This is a genomic window from Pseudomonas sp. NPDC087697, assembly GCF_044743155.1.
Classification (GTDB): Bacteria; Pseudomonadota; Gammaproteobacteria; order Pseudomonadales; family Pseudomonadaceae; genus Aquipseudomonas.
In genome coordinates, this window is record NZ_JBIUVW010000041.1 from 30063 (window position 1) to 52713 (window position 22651).

The 22651-nt window shown below is 58.8% G+C and carries 18 protein-coding genes; 8 read left to right on the forward strand and 10 right to left on the reverse strand.

From position 1 onward, the window contains the following. Positions 1-108 precede the first annotated feature (108 nt). Positions 109-885, forward strand: coding sequence for a ferredoxin--NADP reductase (locus ACIPIN_RS22995; RefSeq protein ID WP_401122516.1), 777 nt, complete (start codon positions 109-111; stop codon positions 883-885). 49 nt (positions 886-934) lie between these two features. On the opposite strand, the gene mscL is transcribed toward ACIPIN_RS22995, so the two are convergent. Next, the gene (gene mscL, locus ACIPIN_RS23000; RefSeq protein ID WP_401122519.1) at positions 935-1348 is read right to left on the reverse strand and encodes a large-conductance mechanosensitive channel protein MscL; all 414 of its coding nucleotides are present in this window, start codon (positions 1346-1348) and stop codon (positions 935-937) included. Between the two features lie 283 nt (positions 1349-1631). Here mscL and katB point away from each other — a divergent pair, with 283 nt between their 5' ends. From katB to radA, 3 genes are all read left to right on the forward strand, one after another. After that, the gene (katB, locus tag ACIPIN_RS23005; protein ID WP_401122522.1) at positions 1632-3173 is read left to right on the forward strand and encodes a catalase KatB; all 1542 of its coding nucleotides are present in this window, start codon (positions 1632-1634) and stop codon (positions 3171-3173) included. A 63-nt stretch (positions 3174-3236) separates the two neighbouring features. Then, positions 3237-3791, forward strand: a complete 555-nt coding sequence (locus tag ACIPIN_RS23010; RefSeq protein WP_401122525.1) for an ankyrin repeat domain-containing protein — start codon at positions 3237-3239, stop codon at positions 3789-3791. A 45-nt stretch (positions 3792-3836) separates the two neighbouring features. Next, positions 3837-5204 carry a DNA repair protein RadA gene (gene radA / locus ACIPIN_RS23015; protein ID WP_095166434.1) on the forward strand — a complete coding sequence of 456 codons (1368 nt, stop codon included), beginning with the start codon at positions 3837-3839 and terminating at the stop codon, positions 5202-5204. Between the two features lie 10 nt (positions 5205-5214). On the opposite strand, the gene ACIPIN_RS23020 is transcribed toward radA, so the two are convergent. Further along, positions 5215-5583, reverse strand: a complete 369-nt coding sequence (locus ACIPIN_RS23020) for a PilZ domain-containing protein (RefSeq protein ID WP_401122529.1) — start codon at positions 5581-5583, stop codon at positions 5215-5217. A 159-nt stretch (positions 5584-5742) separates the two neighbouring features. Here ACIPIN_RS23020 and ACIPIN_RS23025 point away from each other — a divergent pair, with 159 nt between their 5' ends. From ACIPIN_RS23025 to yjiA, 3 genes are all read left to right on the forward strand, one after another. After that, positions 5743-7809 (forward strand): carbon starvation CstA family protein, encoded by a 2067-nt coding sequence (locus ACIPIN_RS23025; protein ID WP_401122532.1) that lies wholly within the window; start codon positions 5743-5745, stop codon positions 7807-7809. A gap of 15 nt (positions 7810-7824) precedes the next feature. After that, positions 7825-8022, forward strand: coding sequence for a YbdD/YjiX family protein (locus tag ACIPIN_RS23030; protein ID WP_010448516.1), 198 nt, complete (start codon positions 7825-7827; stop codon positions 8020-8022). A gap of 185 nt (positions 8023-8207) precedes the next feature. Continuing rightward, positions 8208-9179 carry a GTPase gene (yjiA, locus tag ACIPIN_RS23035; protein WP_401122535.1) on the forward strand — a complete coding sequence of 324 codons (972 nt, stop codon included), beginning with the start codon at positions 8208-8210 and terminating at the stop codon, positions 9177-9179. Between the two features lie 130 nt (positions 9180-9309). Here yjiA and ACIPIN_RS23040 read toward each other — a convergent pair whose 3' ends face one another. The 5 genes from ACIPIN_RS23040 to ACIPIN_RS23060 all read right to left on the reverse strand — a co-directional run bounded on the left by ACIPIN_RS23040 (position 9310) and on the right by ACIPIN_RS23060 (position 17750). Continuing rightward, on the reverse strand, positions 9310-10038 hold the full coding sequence (locus ACIPIN_RS23040) for a GntR family transcriptional regulator (RefSeq protein ID WP_401122538.1): 729 nt from the start codon (positions 10036-10038) through the stop codon (positions 9310-9312). Positions 10039-10083: 45 nt separating this feature from the next. Beyond that, positions 10084-10788: a FadR/GntR family transcriptional regulator gene (locus ACIPIN_RS23045; RefSeq protein ID WP_401122541.1), complete on the reverse strand. Its 705-nt coding sequence runs from the start codon at positions 10786-10788 to the stop codon at positions 10084-10086. Positions 10789-10855: 67 nt separating this feature from the next. Beyond that, on the reverse strand, positions 10856-12169 hold the full coding sequence (locus ACIPIN_RS23050) for a C4-dicarboxylate transporter DctA (protein ID WP_401122544.1): 1314 nt from the start codon (positions 12167-12169) through the stop codon (positions 10856-10858). 257 nt (positions 12170-12426) lie between these two features. After that, positions 12427-13680, reverse strand: coding sequence for a serine hydroxymethyltransferase (gene glyA / locus ACIPIN_RS23055; RefSeq protein ID WP_401122547.1), 1254 nt, complete (start codon positions 13678-13680; stop codon positions 12427-12429). Between the two features lie 221 nt (positions 13681-13901). After that, positions 13902-17750 (reverse strand): EAL domain-containing protein, encoded by a 3849-nt coding sequence (locus tag ACIPIN_RS23060; protein WP_401122550.1) that lies wholly within the window; start codon positions 17748-17750, stop codon positions 13902-13904. A gap of 285 nt (positions 17751-18035) precedes the next feature. Here ACIPIN_RS23060 and ettA point away from each other — a divergent pair, with 285 nt between their 5' ends. Further along, positions 18036-19700: an energy-dependent translational throttle protein EttA gene (gene ettA / locus ACIPIN_RS23065; RefSeq protein WP_401122553.1), complete on the forward strand. Its 1665-nt coding sequence runs from the start codon at positions 18036-18038 to the stop codon at positions 19698-19700. A 66-nt stretch (positions 19701-19766) separates the two neighbouring features. Here ettA and ACIPIN_RS23070 read toward each other — a convergent pair whose 3' ends face one another. The 3 genes from ACIPIN_RS23070 to ACIPIN_RS23080 all read right to left on the reverse strand — a co-directional run bounded on the left by ACIPIN_RS23070 (position 19767) and on the right by ACIPIN_RS23080 (position 22617). After that, positions 19767-20270 (reverse strand): GreA/GreB family elongation factor, encoded by a 504-nt coding sequence (locus tag ACIPIN_RS23070; protein ID WP_401122555.1) that lies wholly within the window; start codon positions 20268-20270, stop codon positions 19767-19769. A 117-nt stretch (positions 20271-20387) separates the two neighbouring features. Next, positions 20388-20693 (reverse strand): chorismate mutase, encoded by a 306-nt coding sequence (locus ACIPIN_RS23075; RefSeq protein ID WP_401122558.1) that lies wholly within the window; start codon positions 20691-20693, stop codon positions 20388-20390. Between the two features lie 70 nt (positions 20694-20763). Continuing rightward, complete coding sequence (locus ACIPIN_RS23080; RefSeq protein WP_401122561.1) at positions 20764-22617, reverse strand: DUF4105 domain-containing protein; 1854 nt, start codon at positions 22615-22617, stop codon at positions 20764-20766. Between the last annotated feature and the right edge of the window lie 34 nt (positions 22618-22651).

Sequence of the window (22651 nt, forward strand, 5' to 3'; positions counted from 1 at the left end):
AACTCTTTAGTTAATAAAAGGTCTATTCATTAATGCCACTACAAACCGGCGGTGTTTCTTCGCGCGGCTTTGCGGGACACTGGAGCAACCAGACCTATGGAGCGCCCTATGACCGCCAGCGCAGAGAAGTTCACCCGCCAAACCCTGCTTGATGTCCAGCCGTTGACGCCTAACCTGTTCACGCTACGCACCACGCGAGATTCGGGCTTTCGTTTTCGGGCCGGGCAATTTGCGCGGTTAGGGGTTACCAAGCCCGATGGCAGCACGGTATGGCGTGCCTATTCCATGGTCTCCTCACCCCATGACGAGTTTCTTGAGTTCTTTTCCATCGTTGTACCGGGTGGCGAATTTACCAGCGAGCTGAGTCGTCTGGAGGTGGGTGATACCTTGATGGTCGACCGTCAGGCCTTCGGCTTTTTGACCCTTGATCGCTTTGTCGATGGGCGTGATCTCTGGTTGTTGTCCACAGGGACTGGTATCGCGCCGTTTCTGTCGATCCTGCAGGACTTCGAAGTCTGGGAGAAATTCGAGCGAATCATTCTGGTGTATAGCGTGCGCGAAGCGCGGGAGCTGGCTTATCAGGCGCTGATTGCCGAGTTGGCAGCGCGTGACTATCTGGCGGAGCACCACCATAAACTGCAATTCATCGCCACGGTTACCCGTGAGCAGCATCCACAAGCGCTGAGTGGGCGCATCACCCAATTGCTCAAAAATGGCGAGCTGGAGCAGGTGGCTGGCGTCACCATGACAGCCGAACATTCGCGGGTAATGCTCTGCGGCAACCCGCAGATGATCGATGACACGCGCAATCTGCTGAAAGAGCGCGACATGCAACTGAGCCTGAGTCGTCGACCTGGCCAAGTCGCCGTCGAGAACTACTGGTAATGAAAAACGGCGCCTGATCAAGGCGCCGTTTTTTATCGCAGTACAGCTTTCAGGGCTTGTTGTTCTGCGCTCTGAGCAGGTCGCGAATCTCGCTCAGCAGCTCTTCTTCCTTGGTCGGAACCGGCGGCAGGCTTGGCGCCACAGCCTCTTCACGCTTCAGGCGGTTGATGGCTTTCACGCCCATGAAGATCGCGAACGCGACGATCAGGAAGTCGATAATGCTTTGGATGAATTTGCCGTAGGCCAGCATCACGGCCGGGACAGTGCCCTGCGCCGCTTTCAGCGTGACCGCCAGGTCCGCGAAGTCCACCCCACCGATCAGCAGGCCGATTGGCGGCATGACAACGTCACCGACAAACGACGAAACGATCTTGCCGAACGCGGCGCCGATGATAATACCGACGGCCATGTCGACCACATTACCTTTGACCGCGAAGGCCTTGAACTCACTTAGCACGCCCATAGGTTATTCCTTGTTACAGATGAGGTTGGTGAACGCAGTGTAAATCAGCAAGTTGGGTCTTGCTCGACACAACTCCTTACAGAGCTCGCTGCTATCGACCCGCTTACTGGCAAATAGTTTACAAAGTGCCATCAGGCGCGCGCGAATACGCGCCAAACCACTGATAGACCAAAAGAAACTCTCAATCGACACGTTGTGTTCTTTCTATTTATGTTTTGACTGCCTGGTCACTAGCCTCTGTTCAGCGCACCTGGATGCGCTACACAAAATCAGAGGAATTGACATGACCACCGCCATTGTCCGAGAGGCTTTTCCCCATCGCCGTACACTCGGCGTCTTGACCGCCAGCCTGCTGTCGTTCTCCGTTCACGCGACGACCTTGACCCGCGATAACGGCGCCGCCGTGGGCGATAACCAGAACTCGCAGACCGCGGGGGCCACAGGCCCGGTGCTGTTGCAGGACGTGCAACTGATCCAGAAACTCCAGCGCTTCGACCGCGAACGCATCCCGGAGCGTGTCGTACACGCCCGCGGTACGGGTGCCCACGGCAGTTTCACCGTGACCGATGACCTCAGCGACTTGACCAAGGCCAAAGTCTTTGCCGCTGGCCAGACGACGCCAGTGTTTGTGCGTTTTTCAGCGGTGGTGCACGGCAACCACTCCCCGGAAACCCTGCGCGACCCACGAGGCTTTGCCACCAAGTTCTACACTGCAGACGGTAATTGGGACCTGGTCGGCAATAATTTCCCGACTTTTTTCATCCGCGATGCAATCAAGTTCCCGGACATGGTCCACGCCTTCAAGCCGGATCCGCGCACGAATCTGGATGATGACTCTCGCCGGTTCGACTTCTTTTCCCATGTCCCGGAAGCCACTCGCACCCTGACCGAGTTGTATTCCAACTCCGGTACGCCGGCGAGTTACCGGGAAATGGACGGTAATGGCGTTCACGCCTATAAACTGGTGAATGCCAAAGGCGAAGTCAGTTATGTAAAATTTCATTGGAAAAGTTTGCAGGGCATTAATAATCTCGACCCAAAAGCCGTTACCAAAGTTCAGGGTCAAAACTACAGTCATATGACCAATGATCTGGTCGCTCATATTAACAAAGGCGATTTTCCAAAGTGGGACTTGTACATTCAGGTTCTAAAGCCGCAAGACTTGTACAAGTTTGACTTCGATCCATTGGACGCTACCAAGATCTGGCCGGGTATCCCTGAGCGGAAAGTTGGACAAATGGTGCTCAATCGTAATCCTGCGAATATCTTTCAGGAAACCGAGCAAGTTGCCATGGCGCCGGCCAATCTAGTTCCGGGAATCGAACCTTCCGAAGATCGTTTGTTACAAGGTCGAGTGTTCTCTTATGCCGATACGCAACTGTATCGCCTGGGCGCCAATGCTTTGCAGTTACCGATCAATGCGCCAAAAGTAACGGTGAACAACGGTAACCAGGACGGTGCGATGAACGCCGGTCACAGCAGCGGCGGCGTGAACTATCAGCCGAGTCGTCTGGAGTCGCGTGAGGAACCTCAAGTAGCACGCTACAGTCAGTCGGCGCTGTCGGGTACGACCCAGCAGGCGAAGATACAGCACGAGCAAAACTTCAAGCAGGCCGGCGATCTGTATCGTTCGTTCGGCAAGAAGGAGCGTAGCGACCTGATCGAAAGCTTTGGTGGCTCGCTGGCCACCACGGATGACGAAAGCAAGCACATCATTCTGTCCTTCCTTTATAAGGCTGACCCGGAATACGGCACCGGCGTGACCACGGTCGCCAAGGGGGATCTGAGTCGCGTCAAGGCGCTCGCGGACAAACTGGCCGACTGATCGTAATTGCCTCAACCGGTTCTCGCACGACTCAGTGCTGTGCGAGAACCCAGGAGCTGTGCCATGCGAATGTATCTTTGCCTGTTTCTGGCCAGCCTGGCGTTCAGCGTTTACGCAGAGCCGGGTGCCGAGCTCACCAAGGACCCTGCTGCGCTCAAGGCGCAACTGCAGGATTACTACTTCGACGCTGCTCGTCGCGGCGACGTGCCGATGCTCGACACCTTCATCGAGGCAGGCTATTCCCTCGATGTTCGAGACAGCAAGGGTTACACCGCGTTGATTCTGGCGGCTTACCACGGTCAGGCGGCGGCAGTAGAGCGCTTGCTCGGCGCCGGGGCCAATGCCTGTGCCCAGGACCTGCGTGGCAACACGGCGCTGATGGGGGCGATTTTCAAGGGCGAAGTGCAAATCGCCCGACGTCTGTTGGCGACCGATTGCAGCCCGGACCAACGTAATGGCGTAGGCCAGACAGCGGCGATGTATGCGGGCCTGTTCAATCGGGTCGAGTTGCTCGACGCGTTGGCAGCCAAGGGCGCCGACCTCAATGCCGAGGATCCATTGGGCAACAGCGCCGCGCGTCTGGCCACAGGCGAAATCCGTACCGCGGCGCCGCGCTGATCGTGTCCAGCTGAGCTATCATCGCGGTTTTTTCCGGGAGTTCAGATGGCCAAGGCAAAGCGCATGTACGGCTGCACCGAGTGCGGCTCGACCTTCCCCAAGTGGGCCGGCCAATGCGGCGAATGCGGGGCCTGGAACACCCTGACCGAAACCATGGTGGAAAGTGGCGGTGCCGCAGCCCCCAGCGGTCGCACTGGCTGGGCCGGGCAGCAGGCGCAGATCAAGACTCTGGCCGAAGTCAGCGTCGAAGAGATTCCACGGTTCTCCACCGCGTCCGGTGAGCTGGACCGCGTGCTCGGTGGCGGTCTGGTCGATGGCTCGGTGGTGCTGATCGGCGGTGACCCGGGTATCGGCAAGTCGACCATCCTTCTGCAAACCCTGTGCAACCTCGCGACCCGCATGCCGGCGCTCTATGTCACCGGCGAAGAATCCCAGCAGCAAGTGGCCATGCGTGCCCGTCGGCTGGGTTTGCCACAAGATCAACTGCGGGTCATGACCGAAACCTGCATCGAAACCATCATTGCCACGGCCCGGGTGGAAAAGCCCAAGGTCATGGTGATCGACTCGATCCAGACGATTTTCACCGAACAACTGCAATCGGCGCCGGGGGGCGTGTCCCAGGTTCGCGAAAGCGCGGCGTTGCTGGTGCGTTACGCGAAACAAAGCGGCACGGCGATTTTCCTTGTGGGTCACGTGACTAAAGAAGGTGCATTGGCAGGGCCAAGAGTGCTGGAGCACATGGTCGACACGGTGCTGTATTTCGAAGGTGAGTCGGATGGACGCTTGCGTCTGTTGCGGGCAGTGAAAAACCGTTTTGGTGCCGTCAATGAGTTGGGCGTGTTCGGTATGACCGACAAGGGCCTGAAGGAAGTCTCCAACCCTTCGGCGATTTTCCTCACCCGCGCGCAGGAAGAAGTACCGGGCAGCGTGGTGATGGCGACGTGGGAAGGCACGCGACCGATGCTGGTGGAAGTTCAGGCACTGGTAGACGACAGTCATCTGGCCAACCCACGCCGTGTCACCCTCGGCCTGGATCAGAATCGCCTGGCCATGCTGCTGGCGGTGCTGCACCGCCACGGCGGTATACCCACTCACGACCAGGACGTGTTCCTCAACGTGGTCGGCGGGGTCAAAGTGCTGGAAACGGCGTCCGATCTGGCGTTGATGGCGGCCGTGATGTCCAGTCTGCGCAATCGGCCATTACCCCACGATCTGCTGGTGTTCGGTGAGGTTGGCTTGTCCGGTGAAGTACGGCCGGTGCCGAGCGGTCAGGAACGCTTGAAGGAAGCCGCCAAGCACGGCTTCAAACGCGCCATCGTGCCCAAGGGCAATGCGCCGAAGGAAGCGCCTGCCGGTTTGCGGATCATCGCGGTGACCCGACTGGAACAGGCGCTCGACGCGCTATTTGAATAAACACAAACGGTCAAATGTTGATCAGCGCGCCCAGCTCCCGTTCAAGTTCGGCCTCATCGCCCAGGTTGAGCTCGATCAGTCGCCTGAGTCTGCTGACGGACTCCAGGCTGATATAACGACAGACGAAGCCAAGCTGACCGTGCTCTTCATGAGTCAGTTGTACGTCCATGCGGATTTCGGTTTCCTCACTCAAGTGAATGTCGACCGAAAAGAGCTTCTCCTTATCGCCGAGCCAAGGCTCGGGGCGTTCGATCAGCACCCCCTTGAGTGACAGGTCGATCAGTTTCACCGGCCAGCGATGCCCGCCCTGGCTGAGCTCGGTTCTGGCATCGAAGGCAATACGTTTGAAGCGGCGGCGATTGGCAGGGTGGTCGCTCATGGCGCAATCCTCGGAAAGTTCGCTGACTATAGACCTGCTTCTGCACAGGCTGCCACTCAAGGCAGGGTTCTAGACCTATGTCAGGGTATGGTCTTTGGCGCCAGTAGCGCTAAACTCGGGGTGGCTGTCTTTTTTGTCCACTCTGGCTGGAATAAAAAAATGAAAAATAATAATAGCCTGCTACGCCACATACCCTGGCTGTTGCTGGCAATCGTAGGCGCGTGTGCCCTGGGCGTAGTGGCCTTGCGCCGTGGCGAGGCGATCAACGCCTTGTGGATTGTGGTCGCGGCAATCGCCATTTATCTGGTTGCGTACCGTTACTACAGTCTGTTCATCACTAACAATGTGATGCAGCTCGATCCACTGCGAGCCACCCCGGCAGTCCTCAATAATGACGGTCTGGATTACGTCCCGACCAACAAACACATTCTTTTCGGTCACCACTTCGCCGCCATTGCGGGTGCGGGGCCGTTAGTCGGTCCAGTGTTGGCGGCGCAGATGGGCTATTTGCCCGGTACGCTCTGGCTGATTGCCGGCGTGGTGTTGGCCGGTGCCGTTCAGGACTTCATGGTCCTGTTCATGTCGACCCGTCGCAATGGCCGTTCCCTGGGCGACATGGTCCGTGAAGAAATGGGCCACATCCCCGGGACCATCGCGCTGTTTGGCTGCTTCCTGATCATGATCATCATCCTTGCGGTGCTGGCGCTGATCGTGGTCAAGGCGCTGGCCGACAGCCCGTGGGGCATTTTCACGGTGATGGCGACGATCCCGATCGCGATGTTCATGGGCGTGTACATGCGCTACATCCGCCCGGGCCGCATCGGTGAAATCTCTCTCGTCGGCGTGCTGCTGCTGCTCGGTTCGATCTGGCTTGGTGGGCAGATTGCTGCTGATCCGGTCTGGGCCAAGGCCTTCAGCTTCACCGGGATCCAGATCACCTGGATGCTGATCGGTTACGGTTTCGTCGCGGCAGTGCTGCCGGTCTGGCTGATCCTGGCGCCACGTGACTACCTGTCGACCTTCCTCAAGATCGGTACCATCATCGCCCTGGCGATTGGCATCCTGATCACCATGCCCGAGCTGAAAATGCCGGCACTCACCCAGTTCATCGATGGCACCGGCCCGGTGTGGAAAGGCGGGCTGTTCCCGTTCCTGTTCATCACCATTGCCTGTGGTGCGGTCTCGGGTTTCCACGCGCTGATTGCTTCGGGGACTACGCCCAAGCTGCTGGCCAGTGAAGGCCATGCCCGTTACATCGGTTACGGCGGCATGCTGATGGAGTCTTTCGTGGCCATCATGGCGATGGTTGCCGCTTCGGTGATCGAACCAGGTGTGTACTTTGCCATGAACAGCCCGGCGGCAATCGTCGGCGGTGATGTGATGCAAGTCGCGCAAACCGTCAGCAGCTGGGGCTTTGCGATTACTCCGGAAGCCCTGCAAGCAGTGGCCAGGGATATTGGTGAGACCACCGTCCTGGCCCGTGCCGGCGGCGCGCCGACCCTGGCGGTCGGTATCGCGCAGATCCTGCACAGCGTTCTGCCGGGTGAGAACACCATGGCGTTCTGGTACCACTTCGCGATCCTGTTCGAAGCGCTGTTCATCCTGACCGCAGTCGACGCCGGTACGCGTGCCGGGCGTTTCATGTTGCAGGATTTGCTCGGCTCCTTTGTCCCGGCGCTCAAGCGCACGGAATCCTGGACTGCCAACCTGATCGCGACCGCCGGTTGCGTGGCGATGTGGGGTTACCTGCTGTACCAAGGCGTGATCGACCCGCTGGGTGGCATCAACACCTTGTGGCCGCTGTTCGGTATCTCCAACCAGATGCTGGCCGGTATCGCGCTGATGCTCGGCACCGTTGTGCTGATCAAAATGAAACGCCAACGCTACATCTGGGTGACCTTGCTGCCAGCAGCCTGGCTGCTGATCTGCACCACCACCGCAGGCTTCATCAAGCTGTTCGACGCCAACCCGGCAATCGGATTCCTGTCGCTGGCCAAGAAATACAGCGATGCGTTGGCCAACGGTCAGATCCTCGCTCCGGCCAAGGACATCACGCAGATGCAGCACGTGATCTACAACGCCTACACCAACGCAACGCTGACGGCGCTGTTCCTGTTCGTGGTCTTCAGCATTCTGTTCTATGCGATCAAGGTCGGTATTTCGGCCTGGGGCAGTAAAGAACGCACGGATAAAGAATCGCCATTCCAGGCTATTCCGGATGCGTAATCGAGGATTGCAAGCATGTTCAATGACCTGAGTCGCCTCGGTAAATACCTCGGTCAGGCCGCGCGCCTGATGGTCGGCATGCCCGACTACGACACCTACGTCGAGCATATGCAAACCAAACACCCGGACAAACCGGTGATGAGCTATGAGGCGTTCTTCCGGGAACGCCAAGAGGCTCGTTATGGTGGCAAGGGTGGGCCGAAGTGCTGTTGACCCGTTGATTCGGGTCATGTGATGTGAGGTGGAAGCAGGCCTATGTGGGAGCGGGCTTGCTCGCGAAGGCGGTCTGACAGTCAGCTGCAATGTTGAATGTTGAATGTTGAACCGCTTTCGCGAGCAAGCCCGCTCCCACAGGTCCGCTTCCACTTTTTTATTTGTGCAATCGAAGGAGATCGCCTTTGCCCACACCCATCCCGGTAACGGTCCTCAGTGGCTTTCTCGGCGCCGGCAAAACCACGTTGCTGCGCCACCTGCTCAAAGCCGAGCACGGCCTGAAAATCGCCGTGATCGAAAACGAATTCAGCGACGCCGGCATCGATACCCAGCTATTGGGCGATGAGCCGGTGCAAGTCATGACGCTGTCCAACGGCTGCGTCTGCTGCACCATTCACACCGACCTGACCAAGGCCCTGTATCTGTTGCTGGAACGCCTGGACAGCGGCGAAATCGCCTTCGACCGCCTGGTGATCGAATGCACCGGCCTGGCCGATCCGGCACCGGTGGCGCAGACCTTCTTCATCGATGAAGAGCTGCGCGAGCGCTACATCCTCGACGGCATCATCACCTTGGTCGATGCGGCTCACGCCGAGCAGCACCTGACCCAGACCATCGCTCAGGCGCAGATCGGTTTTGCCGACCGCTTGCTGGTGAGCAAACGCGATCTGGTTGACGAGGCGACCTTCACCGCGCTGAGCGAACGTCTGACCCGGATCAATCGTCGCGCGCCGATCCGCGTGGTCGAACATGGCAAGATCGATCTGGCCGAGTTGCTCGACGTGCGTGGTTTCAACCTCAACGCCGACCTCGGCGGCGGTGTAAGCCTGCGCCCGGTGAGCAAGGCGCCTTCCATTGACCGCATCTCCAGCCTGGTGCTGCGTACCGACAAAGCGCTGGATATCGACAAACTCAGCGAGTTTATGAACGAGCTGCTGGAAGACCATGGCAAGCAACTGTTGCGCTACAAAGGTGTGCTGAACATTGTCGATGAACCTCGGCGCATGGTGTTTCAGGGTGTGCTGAAGTTGTACGGCTTCGACTGGGACACCGAGTGGGCCGAGGACGAAGCGCGAGAGAGCGTGATCGTGTTTATCGCCGATGATCTGCCGGAAGAGAAAATCCGCGCAGGGTTTGCGCGGGTGGCGGCTGAGTAGGGTCGGGCATATTCAGCGTGTTTAAGACCGCTTTCGCGAGCAAGCCCGCTCCCACATTGGATTTGCGTCGAGCCACATTTGGTGGGCAACACAGGTCAAATGTGGGAGCGGGCTTGCTCGCGAAGGCGATCTAACCGGCAACACAATTTCGATTCGATCCCGATTCCGGATTCAGCAGTTTCTCCTCCAGATGATCCAGATGCCGGGTCATCAACCCTTCGGCCGTCTTGGCATCTCCTCGCTCCACCGCCTCGACAATCGCCGCATGCTCCTGCCACGCACAATGACTGCACGACTGTTCTTCATAACGGGCGATAGCCAGCGAAGTCAGCGGCACCAGGCTTCCGAGAAACTGGGCCAGCGGCGCGTTACCTGCGACTTGCGCCAGTTGCAGGTGGAACTCCCCTGACAGGCGAATGGCCGGCCCACGTTGGTTTTGTTCGATGCAGCGGCGTTCTCGGTCGATCAGTTCGCGTAACTGCGGCAAGTCCCGTGAAGTCGGCTGTTGGCAGGCCAGTCGCACCAGGGTGGTTTCTGTCAGCCTTCGGGCGTGGAGTATCTGGCGGGTTTGTTCGGCATCGGGGGCCGCGACTTGCGGGCGATGATTGGGCCGCAGGATGACCACCTGTTGATGAGACAATCTCGCCAGTACCTGCCGGATGATACTGCGGCTGACACCGAATGCCTGGCCAAGGCTTTCTTCGGTGAAGCGGCTGGCCGGGGCAATGCGCTGTTCGAGAATAGCCTCGAAAATCTGCGGATAGATATCGTCGACGCAACGCTTTTTTTCGCTCTGGCGGCGCAAGGGCAGGGCGGCAGAAATCGAGAAAACGGGATTCTTCAAGGCGTAGGAACTCATGGCCTGTCTCCAGTCCGGTTGCCGATAGGGTTTTTGCTACAACAGCTATTTGCCCAGATTGTCGTCCGGGATATTCAATTCAATGCCCATGCGTTTCCCTTCCTGAAGGATGTGCCTGCGCATTTCGGCGCTGGCCAGGGCGCTGTTCTTGTTGCGGATCGCGCGTACCACGGCTTCGTTTTCTTCCAGGCGCTCGGCCAAATGTTCCGGTGAGTTACGCAGCACCTCGGCGCTCTGTTTGAGCGCATTGCTGGTTTGCTGCACGACGTTCTGGAAGATCGGGTTCGAGGTCAGGGTGAACAGCTCTTCGTGGAATGCGATGTACGCGTTCATTCCGGCTTCGCTGTCATTCGCTTCAAGGGCTTCGCGCATGTCCATCAGCGTCAGGCGCAGTTGGCCGATTTCCTTGCTGCTGATGGACTGGGCAACCAACCCGACAATGAACGGTTCAAGGGTGTAACGCAGTTGCAGCACATCCTCGAGACTGGCGCCGGCCACGCCACTGTCGCTGGTTGGCGCCTCATTGAGGTTGGCGTCCAGCACCACCACGCCTTTGCCGGGCATGGAACGCACCAGGCCGTGGGTCTCCAGCACGATCACCGCTTCACGCAGGCTCGGCCGGCTGATGCCCAGTTGTTCAGCCAGTTCGCGTTGCCCCGGCAACATATCGCCAGAGCGCCACTGCCCGCGCGCCAACGCAGCGCGGAGCTTTTCAACCACTGAATTTACAACTGTCGACGAGGTGATCACTGTTCGCTCCATGAGAGACGGTAAAGCGTTGATTGTTGGGCCTGCCAGTGACAGGCACAAGGTTCGGTCAAAATTCTTGCTGATGGGCCGGTGGCACGGTTTTACGTGTCTGGAAGGTGTAACCCTGTTCGCCGGCCAATACTTTGTTGGCACGCTGAACATCGATGTCTTTTTCCCAGCGAGCGATGGCCACAGTGGCGACGCAGTTACCGATCAGGTTGGTCAGTGCCCGGCCGATGCCCATGAACCAGTCCACCGCCAAGACCAGCACCAGGCCCACCACAGGAATCGCCGGGATCGCAGTCAGGGTCGCCGCCAGAATCACCAGTGCCGAGCCGGGAATACCGTGAGCACCTTTGGAGGTGATCAGCGAGACCAGCAGGATCGTCAGTAAATCAGTCATGGCCAGCGGTGTACCGGTGGCATTGGCGATGAACACGATGGCCAGGGTCAGGTAGATCGAAAAGCCGTCGAGGTTGAACGAGTATCCAGTGGGAATCACCAGGCCAACCGTCGAGCTGCCGATACCCAGATGCTCCAGCTTGCGCATGATCTGCGGGAGTACAGCGTCGGAGGAGGCGGTGCCCAGAACGATCAGCAATTCTTCGCGCAGGTACTTGAGAAACGGCAGCATCCGCAGGCCGGATAGACGCATCACCAAGCCCAGGATCACTGACACGAACACCGCACACGTCAGGTAGAACAGACCGATCAGGCTGCCCAGATGTTGCAGCGAATCCAGGCCATATTTGCTGGTGGTGAAGGCAATCGCGCCGAACACACCAATCGGTGCCAGACGCACGATCATGCCCATGATGCGGAAGATCACATGGCTGAGTTCATTGATCAGCCGCGAGATGCCTGACGCCGCTTCACCCACCAGATTCAGTGCACTGCCGAACAACACCGAGAACAGCAGCACTTGCAGGATGTTGTTGTCGGCAAATGCGCCAATCACCGAGGTCGGTATCAGGTCCATCAGGAACTGCGTGGTGGTGTGCATCTGTTTGCCGCGCTGGGCGATGTCGCCCATGTCGGCGGCGGAAAGCTGCTCCAGATGAATGTTCGCACCGCTGCCGATGCCGGTGCTGAACGCGAACACCAGACCGATCACCAGGGCGATGGTGGTCAGCACTTCGAAGTAGATCACCGACTTGAGGCCGATGCGCCCGACCTTCTTCAGATCGCCGGCGCCGGAGATGCCGCTGACAACCACGCAGAACACGATCAGGCCGATGAGCATTTTGATCAGTTTGATGAAGCCGTCGCCGAGAGGTTTTAGCTGGGCGGAGTATTCGGGAAGGGTCAGTCCGCAGACGATGCCAAGCACCAGTCCAAGGACAACTTGAAGGAAGATTGAGCGCGAGCACCATCTGAGCATGGGAGGAGTCCTGGTGAGTGTCCTGGTTGCTGTGCGCACGGCATCAGACTCAGGACTTAATTATTGTGGTCTTACCGGTATGTCCAGTGCAGGCGCAGTCTAGGCGCTGTTTTCAGATAATCGCAAGCAGAAAATGACGAATTGGCTTTACCGGTCTTACCAGTTGGACGGCAAGGCCCGAGCTTGAGCGTTTTTGCAGGCGAAAAAAAACCGGCCATCACTGGCCGGTTTCCTTTTGCTGCGGTTTAGCGGGCTGATTAAGCGCCGTATACCGGCAGCTTTTTGCAGATGGCCTTGACCTTCTCACGAACGGCGTCGATCACCGCTTCGTTGGAAAGGTCTGCCAGGATGTCGCAGATCCAGCCGGCCAGCTCTTTGCACTCAGCTTCTTTGAAGCCACGAGTGGTCACAGCCGGAGTACCGAAACGCAGACCAGAGGTGACGAACGGGGAGCGTGGATCGTTCGGTACCGAGTTCTTGTTCACGGTGATGAACGCTTTGCCCAGAGCCGCGTCAGCGTCTTTACCGGAGATTTCCTGCTTGATCAGCGACAGCAGGAACAGGTGGTTTTCAGTACCACCGGACACCACGTCAAAACCGCGCTCGATGAACACACCGGCCATGGCCTGGGCGTTCTTGACCACTTGTTGCTGGTAGGTCTTGAACTCGGGCTGCAGTGCTTCCTTGAAGCAGATCGCTTTAGCGGCGATCACGTGTTCCAGCGGGCCGCCCTGGGCGCCCGGGAATACCGCGGAGTTCAGCTTCTTCTCGATGTCGGCGTTGGCGCGAGCCAGGATCAGGCCGCCACGTGGACCGCGCAGGGTCTTGTGGGTGGTGGTGGTGACCACGTCAGCGAATGGAATCGGGTTCGGGTAGACGCCAGCAGCGACCAGACCGGCTACGTGAGCCATGTCGACGAACAGGTAGGCGCCGACCTTGTCAGCGATTTCACGGAAGCGCGGGAAGTCCAGAATCTGCGAGTAGGCAGAGAAACCGGCCACGATCATTTTTGGCTTGTGTTCTACAGCCAGGCGCTCGACTTCGTCGTAGTCGATCAGGCCGTTGCTGTCGATACCGTACTGAACGGCGTTGTACAGCTTGCCGGAGGAGGAAACGCTGGCGCCGTGGGTCAGGTGACCACCGTGAGCCAGACTCATGCCCAGGATGGTGTCGCCAGCTTGCAGCAAGGCCAGGTAAACGGCGCTGTTGGCTTGCGAACCGGCGTGTGGCTGAACGTTGGCGTAATCGGCGCCGAACAGCTCCTTGGCACGGTCGATGGCAAGCTGCTCAACCACGTCGACGTACTCGCAACCGCCGTAGTAGCGCTTGCCTGGGTAGCCTTCGGCGTACTTGTTGGTCAGAACCGAGCCTTGAGCTTCCATCACCGCTGGGCTGGTGTAGTTTTCCGAAGCGATCAGCTCGATGTGTTCTTCCTGGCGCTGAGCTTCTTGCTCCATGGCGGCAAAAAGGTCGGCGTCGTACTTGGCAATAGTCAAATCACGGCTGAACATGGCGGTCCTCAAGGATCGGGGCAGAAAAGGGGAGCATTCTAACCCAATGGGTTTTAGATGGCATATGAAAGGACATCATGTCGCAGACAAGTGGCCTTCATGACGGGATTGGTGGTGTTAGTTCAGGCCTCATCGCGAGCAAGCTCGCTCCCACAGGGGAACGCATTCCGAATGTGGGAGCGAGCTTGCTCGCGATGGCGTCATACGCCGCACCGCAAATCTCAGTCGAACATGAACAACGCATCATTGCTGAATTGCGCTTCGAAGCGATTGGCCGGCATCGGGCGCCCAAACAGATAACCCTGCACCTCGTCGCAGCCGTGTTCACGCAGGAACTCGAGCTGTTCGTGGGTTTCCACGCCCTCGGCGATGACCGCCAGGTTGAGGCTGTGGGCCATGGCGATGATCGCTCGGGCAATCTGCGCGTCCTGTTCACCGGACGGCAGGCCGTCGACGAAAGTCCGGTCGATTTTCAGCACGTCGATCGGGAACTGCTTGAGGTAGTTGAGTGATGAGTAACCGGTGCCGAAGTCGTCGACTGCGATGCTCAGGCCGAGGTTTTTCAGCCCGGCGAGAATCTGCATGGCTTCGCTGACTTCACGCATCAGGATACTTTCGGTCAGCTCCAGCTCCAGGCAGGCCGGCGGCAGGCCAGTGTCCTTGAGGATGGTGGCGATGCGCGTGCCAAGCTGGCCGTCGGAGAACTGCCGGGCGGAGATGTTCACCGAGACTTTCGGCACCCGGACCTTGGCCTGGTGCCAGGCTTTGAGCTGACGGCAAGCCTCGCTGATCACCCAGTCGCCAACATCCACCACCAACCCGAGTTCTTCGAGCACCGGAATGAAGTCTCCCGGCGGCACCAGTCCGCGACGCGGATGACGCCAGCGCAGCAGGGCTTCAGCGCCGGTCAGGCGTTTGCCGTCGCCGCTGAATTGCGGCTGGTAGTAGAGAACGAATTCATTTTGCTCAAGGGCGTGGCGCAGGTCGCTTTCCAGTTCCAGACGCTCCAGGGCGCTGGCGTTCATGTCTGCCTGATAGAACTGGAAGTTGTTCTTGCCGCGCTCCTTGGCGTGGTACATCGCAGTGTCGGCGTTCTTCATCAGCTGGCTCAGCTCGTTGCCGTCCTGTGGACTCAAGGCGATGCCGATACTGGCGGTGACAAAGAACTCGCGGCCTTCGAGGACAAACGGTTTCACCAGGCTGGCAAGGATTTGCTCGGCCACATGAATCGCCCGGTTCAGCGCGATCTCACGGTTGGCACGCGGTTGCAGGAGCAAGGTGAACTCGTCGCCGCCCATGCGCGCCACTGTGTCGTCATCATTGACGCAACCGAGCAGGCGGGTGGCCATTTCCTTGAGCATGCGGTCGCCGGCTGCGTGGCCGAGGGAGTCGTTGATCGGTTTGAAGCGGTCGAGGTCGAGGAACATCAGCACGACCCATGACTTTTGCCGCTCCGCCGATTGCAGCGCGGTGTGCAACCGGTCCTGGAACAAGGTGCGGTTGGGCAGATGTGTCAGGGCATCGTAGTAGGCGAGGCGGTGAATCCGTTGTTCACTGGCCTTGCGCTCGCTGATATCACTGAAGAAACACACGTAGCTGGCGAGATCGCCTTCGTCATCGAGTACTGCCGTAATGCCGACCCACGCAGGGTAGTGTTCACCGTTGCGGCGCTTGAGCCAGACTTCACCTTCCCAGGTGCTGTGCTGATGCAGTTGCTTGAGCACATAGCGAAGGTGAGCTTCCTGCTGATCATCGACGGTCAGCATGTTCGGCAACTGGTCAAGGACCTGCGCCACTTCATAACCGCTGACGCGGCTGAACGCTTCGTTGGCCTGCACAATGTAGCCGGCCGGGTCGGTGATCAGAATTGCGGACGTCGAATGCTCGAAAACCGTGGCCGCCATGCGCAGGTCTTTCTCGGCGCGGCGCTGCTGGCTGATATCGCGACCGACCCCGAGCACGCCTTCGAAAGCGCCATGTTCATCCCAGACCAATACCAGGCGCAGTTCGATCGGGATCTTGCGTCCGTCGGCCCGCAAGCAGTCGAACAGGAACAACTGGGTTTGCACCTGACTGCGCAGTTGCGCCAGTTGCTCGGGTTTATCCAGAGCTTTGCTGACCCGGTCCATCAGGCTGTAGATGCCGGTCAATTGTTGCGGGTTGGCGATGGTTGATTGCCAGCCGTTCTGGAAGATCCAGTCAGCGTCATAGCCAAGCACGGCGTGTACCGAGGGGCTGACGTAATTGAGCGAGAGTTTGCTGTCAGTGGAGAAAATCACGTCGCTGATGCTTTCGGCGAGCATCCGGTAGCGCTGTTCACTGTCGCGCAAGGACTCGCTGGCTTCGATCTGATCGGTGATGTCTTTGGCCACGCCAATGATGCGCGTGACCTGGTCGTGTTTGTCCCGTGCCAGCGCCTGCTCGCGGATTTCGAAACGCCGCCATTTGCCGTCGCGGTGGCGAAAGCGCAACTGGCACTGCATCAGTTGGGTATAACCAGCCTGGCGCTGCTCCTGACGCAGGCGGTGGTAGTGATCGGCGTCTTCGGGGTGCAGCAGAATCTCCCAGAAGTACTCGCCCATCTGGTGCAGTTCGGTTTTGCTGTAACCCAGGGTCTGCCCCAGGTGATGGTTACTGAAAATCATCCGCTGGCTGATCACGTCCTGCACGTAGAGGTGATCCGGGACGGTGCGCACGACATCGGACCAGAAACCTTCACGCTCCAGCAGCGACAGCTCGACAATTTTGCGGCTGGTGATGTCGGTGATGCTGAGGATCACCTCTTTGACGTCATGCTGTTCTTCCGGCAAGCGCAGCACCAGCCACAGATGTTGGTCACGGCCCTGCGTGTCCTTGAGCTTGATTTCCAGTTCCAGCTGTTTCTGCTGATTGAGCACGGCGTCGAGCAACTGATTGCCGATGGCATTGCCATTCAGTGGCCCGCCTTCGATCAACAGCTTCCAGGCTTGCTCGCTGGACTGGACGTTGAGCAGGTGCAAGGCGACCTGGTTGACTTCAGTGATGCGCAACTCTTGCAGCAACTGCTGGCGTTGTTCGGCGTTCTCCAGCCACAGCCGCAATTGTTCGCTGGTTTGCAGTTGCGCCTTGTCGAAGCAGGCTTTGAGCCCGGAGAGGTCAAGTACGCAGAGCGCAACACCGGTGCCATCGAAGATATCCCGATAACGCCGGCGCCCGTCGTGCAGTTGACGCTGGCGTCGACGCATATTCAACAATGCGATGAACGGTAGCAGCGAGAAGGCCAAGCCCAGCAGGCATTTACCGATAAGCGCCGGCAACAGTTGCTCGATCACCCGTTGCCGGTCAAACAATCCGCGTAACTGCCAGTCGCTGCTACTGAGTGGAACCACCAGCACGCTGTTGGCCAGGTCATCGGCGTTTACCCCCCCAGGTTTGCTCGATGGCAACCCGTCGTCGCGGCTGATGATCTGTTGATTGATGCGGTTTTCCACCACCCACAGCGGACGGATTCCCACGTCACTCTGTTTGGTCAGTGAAGAGAAAAATGTCGGTCGCAGGCGCAAGACCCAGTAGCCGCGAGTACTGCCGCTGGCCTGGTGCAGCAATAGATGCACCACCGAACCGTCGTTGGCGTTGCTGAAGTAATGCGCCTGGGCGCGACTGCGCCGGACCAGATCGCTGAGGTAGTCGGCATCCTGGCTGTCACTGGCGCTATCACTGAGGATTTTCCCCGAGGGGCTGAGCAGTGCCAGGCTGAGCACATCAGGCAACGACTGCTGCAATTTGCGCAGCAACGCCTGTTGCTGATCAGCGGTTTGCGGTTGTTCGACGATCGGTAGCAGATTCAGCGCGATCTGAGCATTGAGCGCCATGTTCAGGCTGACTTGCGCGGCCAGATCAGCGGTGTAGTCGATGGTGTATTGACGCTGGTTTTTCTGGGTTTCGCTCAACTGATCAAACAACTGCCAGAACAGCAACCCGAGCAACAGCAGGGCAAGCGTCGCCAACGCACCTTTCAAGGTGCCGCGCAGGGGCGATCCGGTCGCAGGGGACAGTGCGCTCACGGACGAAGGCGGAGTGACATTGGACAAACTGTGATCCTGCGGTTTGGCTGGATTGGCGCGACGTGCACTATAAGCCGGACGCCCGGAGGGCGGCTAGCATGCCTTGAGTTGTGGCAAAGTGCCAGCCCCTCTCGGCTGGACTGCCTTTCATCATTAAGGTAGCTTTGCCGGTTACGCGGGAGCGTTCCAGCTCTTAGACTCAGGCTTTTTTCGCGCGCACGTATTGATAACGATCAATCGCTGGCGGCGCGTATGGCCTGGCCCGGGCTTCGCCCGTGCTTATATTCATCAGTCACTGACCCTAGGTTCTCCATGGCTCAATACGTCTTCACCATGCATCGGCTGGGCAAAGTTGTTCCGCCGAAGCGGGAAATCCTGAAAAACATTTCTCTGTCCTTCTTCCCTGGCGCCAAGATCGGCGTACTCGGCCTCAACGGTTCGGGTAAGTCCACTCTGCTGAAAATCATGGCTGGCGTCGACACCGAGTTCGACGGTGAAGCCCGTCCGATGCCGGAACTGAACATCGGCTACCTGCCGCAAGAGCCGCTGCTGGATCCGACCAAGACCGTGCGTGACGTGGTCGAGGAAGCGGTCAGCGTGATCAAGGACGCGCAGGCACGTCTGGATCAGGTTTATGCCGAGTACGCTGACCCGGATGCCGACTTCGACAAACTGGCCGCTGAACAGGCCAAACTCGAAGCCATCCTGCAAGCGGGCGACGGTCACAACCTGGATCGCCAACTGGAAGTCGCCGCCGATGCGCTGCGTCTGCCGGCCTGGGATGCGAAAATCGAACACCTGTCCGGTGGTGAAAAACGTCGTGTGGCCCTGTGCCGTCTGCTGCTGTCCGCCCCGGACATGCTGCTGCTCGACGAACCCACCAACCACCTGGACGCCGACTCCGTGGCCTGGCTGGAGCATTTCCTCCACGACTTCCCGGGTACCGTGGTTGCGATCACGCACGACCGTTACTTCCTGGACAACGTCGCTGGCTGGATTCTGGAACTCGACCGTGGCGCCGGTATTCCGTACGAGGGCAACTATTCGGGTTGGCTGGAAGCCAAGTCCGATCGTCTGGCTGCCGAATCCAAGCAGCAGTCGGCTCACGAAAAAGCCATGAAGGAAGAACTGGAGTGGGTGCGCCAAGGCGCCAAGGCTCGTCAGTCGAAATCCAAGGCTCGTCTGCAACGCTTCGAAGAAATGCAATCGCAGGAATTCCAGAAGCGCAGCGAAACCAACGAGATCTACATCCCGGCCGGTCCACGCCTGGGCGACAAGGTCATCGAATTCAAGAACGTCTCCAAGGGCTATGGCGATCGCGTACTGATCGACAACCTGTCGTTCTCCATGCCGAAAGGCGCCATTGTTGGCGTGATTGGCGGGAACGGTGCGGGTAAATCCACCCTGTTCCGCATGCTGATGGGCAAGGAACAACCGGATTCGGGCAGCATCGAAGTCGGCGAAACCGTGCAACTGGCCTGCGTTGACCAGAGCCGCGAAGACCTGGACGGCAGCAAGACTGTGTTCCAGCAGATCTCCGACGGTTCCGATCAGATCCGCATCGGCAACTACGAGATCCCGTCACGCACTTATGTCGGCCGTTTCAACTTCAAGGGCGGCGATCAGCAGAAGTTCGTCAAGGACCTGTCCGGTGGTGAGCGTGGTCGCTTGCACCTGGCCTTGACCCTGAAAGAGGGCGGCAACGTCCTGCTGCTCGACGAACCGTCCAACGACCTCGACGTTGAAACCCTGCGTTCCCTGGAAGAAGCCTTGTTGGACTTCCCGGGCGCCGCCATTGTGATCTCCCACGATCGGTGGTTCCTTGACCGCGTCGCGACTCACATCCTGGCGTACGAAGACGACTCGCAAGCAGTGTTCTTCGAAGGTAACTACACCGAGTACGAAGCCGACCGCAAAAAGCGTCTCGGCGATGCCGCTTCCCAGCCACACCGGGTGCGTCACAAGAAGCTGGCCTGATCAGGCTGGTTGCATAAAGAACGGAGCCTTCGGGCTCCGTTTTTTTTTGCGTGATCGTTCCCAGTATCAGGGTGTGGTTTTACCCGGTTCGATGCGGATGATTTCGATCAGTTGATCACCGGCCGGTCGCTGCCAGAGCACTTCGTCGTTCAGTTGTGCACCGAGCAGCGCCCGTCCCAGCGGTGAGCTCCAGTTGATCAGGCCTTTGGCGGCAGCGGCCTGATCTTCGCCGACCAGTTGCACACGACGCTCGGTACCCAGTTCATCGGCGTAGGTCACCCAGCTGCCAATTTGAACCTTTTTGGTTGAGGTCGCGGGCGTGACCACTTGTGCGCTTTGCAGGCGTTGAGTGAAGTAACGCAAATCGCGCTCCAGATCGGCCAGCCACTGTGGATCAGCCTCCTCGCGAGCCGATTGTTCACCGTGCAGGGTTTGCAGCTCGGCGACTTTGGCCTGCAGCAGGGCGAGGCCTTCGGGCGTGACGTAGTTGGGCTGCGTGCTGACCTGGCGTTCTACCGGCTGGTCGGCTTGCGCGGCGGCGTTATCTTCATTGACGAAAGCGCGGCTCATGGCGGTTCTCCCTGAATGGGGTTTAGGTCATCGTCGCAGGCTTTGGGGTTCAGTGGCTGTCCGAAAACGACCTGCTGCGAGCGATAAGCCCGTGCTGCATCCGTGCAAGGGTAGTGATTATTCCTTTGCCGTGGTTGCAAGGTGAGCATGTTCAGCCAGTTCCTGTTCGATGAACGCGGCGATCATGGCTCGATATACCTGCTCGGTGACCCGTGGGTTGGCACCGACCTGTTCAGACAACGCCCGGACTTTGGCGATGACCTGTTCAACACGCTGCGGTGCTTTCACCGCGTCGCTGTCTTTCTTGAAGCGAGCAGCCTGCGACACATAGGCGCCGCGCTCGGCCAGCAGGTTGACGATTTGCCGATCCAGCCGGTCAATGTTGTCGCGCACTTCTTCCAGGGAACAGCAGTTGGCATCCATGTAGTTTTAGCTCCTTCTATAAATATAATCGTCAGCGCCAGGGTATTCACGTTCCTGTAAGGGATGGGGGTCAGTAGTGATACCACTTCAGCTCCAGCATGACTTCATTCTCGGGCGAGGCGATATGGCTGAACTCTCGCTGGGCGCTCAGGCGTAGGCCGAGGTTGCGTGACAATTCCCACTGCTGGTTCAGGCTCAGGCTGCGTCGCACTTCGCCGTTGGTGAAGTAATCACCTTTGGTTTCCAGGCTCAGATTGCCCAGCGGGTTCCTCCACAGTACACCGCCGTTGAACCCGGCGGCAGGGGCGATGAAACCGGCAAAGTCGTTGTTGTGTTCGAGGCGGACCGTGCCGAGGGCGAAGCCGAGCACGTCGTCGCCCAGTTGCCAGGTGCCGCCGGCGCCACCGTTGACGTGGCTGACCAGGGTTTCGCCGTCATGCTTGCCCGGCACTCGTTCCAGGCCGCCGGTCACTTGCCATGACCAGGGTTGCAGCAGTTCATTGCGCGGGGTCAGCGAGCGGATGGTCGCCAGGTCCAGTTGCTGCAACTGCCAGTGATTGCCTTCGTACTGGCGCAGCTTCATCTGAAGGATTTCGATCTGCGCGCCGAGGGGGAAGCTTTCAGCGTTGTCGTTGAGGTCGTGATAGGCCATGCGCAGGCCATATTCACCAAAGGCCTTGTCGCCACGGGTGCCCCTGCCTGCCTGCCAGGTGCGCGACTCGTGACCGTTTTCCGGCAGGCCGGGTTGAGGGATCTGTAGCTCCGGCGCCGGGTTCTGATTGATCGCCCGCAGCAGTTCGAAACTGCGTTGTGCGCGCTGTGGGTCGCGCTCCTGACCGTTGGCGCGGTAGCGTTCAAGACGATAGGCCGCGTCGATAATCAGCGCCTGACGATCCCGTGACAGGGCCTTGAAGGTCGGCTCCTGCAATTGCTGCTGATCGGCGCTGACTTTCAGCACCCATTGTTGCTCATCGTCGTTGAGCAGTTTTGCACGGCTCAGCAGCTCACGTTCGCGGGATGGGCGGTAATCGATTTTTTCCACCAGTCCTGCGTCTTTCACCGCTTTGACGGTGTCGGTGGGAATCGCGGTCAGCGGGAATTGTTCGGTGAGCCTGAGGCTCGGCCGGGCCACTTGCAGCAATTCCAGCAAGCGGTATGAGCAGTTCTCATCGAAGAAGAAGTAATCGAACTGAATCTGCTTGAGCTCCCAGATATGCTCGACCATGCGCTCGGTTTCTGCCTGCGTCAGGTTCAGCCGGTATTCCCACAGATCGCGGTTTTCCAGGCTGCGGTATTCCGAGAGTTTTTCCTGATAGGGCACCAGCGCGAACAATCCCGGATAGCCGCCCATCAGGCCTTTCCAGGCATACAGAATGCTGTTGTCCGAACCTTCGATGTAGGCGCCGAAATTGATCGCGTAGCTGAGCAGGGCGGTGTGGTCGCTTTGCACGTCAGCCTGATCGATGCGCAATAAGGTGTGGCCGAACATTGACGACGGACTGTTCAGGTAAGCCGCCGGAAAGATCATCACCGCGCTGTGAGGCGACACGTCCTTGAACCATTGTTTGAATTCGCTGCAGTCCACCGTCGGCAAATCGTTCAGGTTCAGTTGCGCTTTCAGCCAGCGGGTGCGAGCCGGGTAAACGCATTGTGCATGCTGCTGGCCTTGGCTGGCCGGGACGTAGAGCGCTTGTACGGTGGCCGCCAGCTCCGCGTCGGGATGCTCGGCGCCATTGGCCGCCAGGAAGAACTTCTTGTCGCTGACATAGCTGCGCCAGCCGCCGAGTTTTGCGCTTTCGTAATGGCCCAGGGAAATCCAGAACGGGTCGTTGGCCAGTTGCTGCAAACGTTGGTTGTCGATACGAGGCGCGGCGGACAGCGGGGCGCAGACAAGCAGCGCCAGACAGGCAAGGCGTTTGAGCATGGTGGGCTACTTAATTCAAAAAAAGACCCAAAGA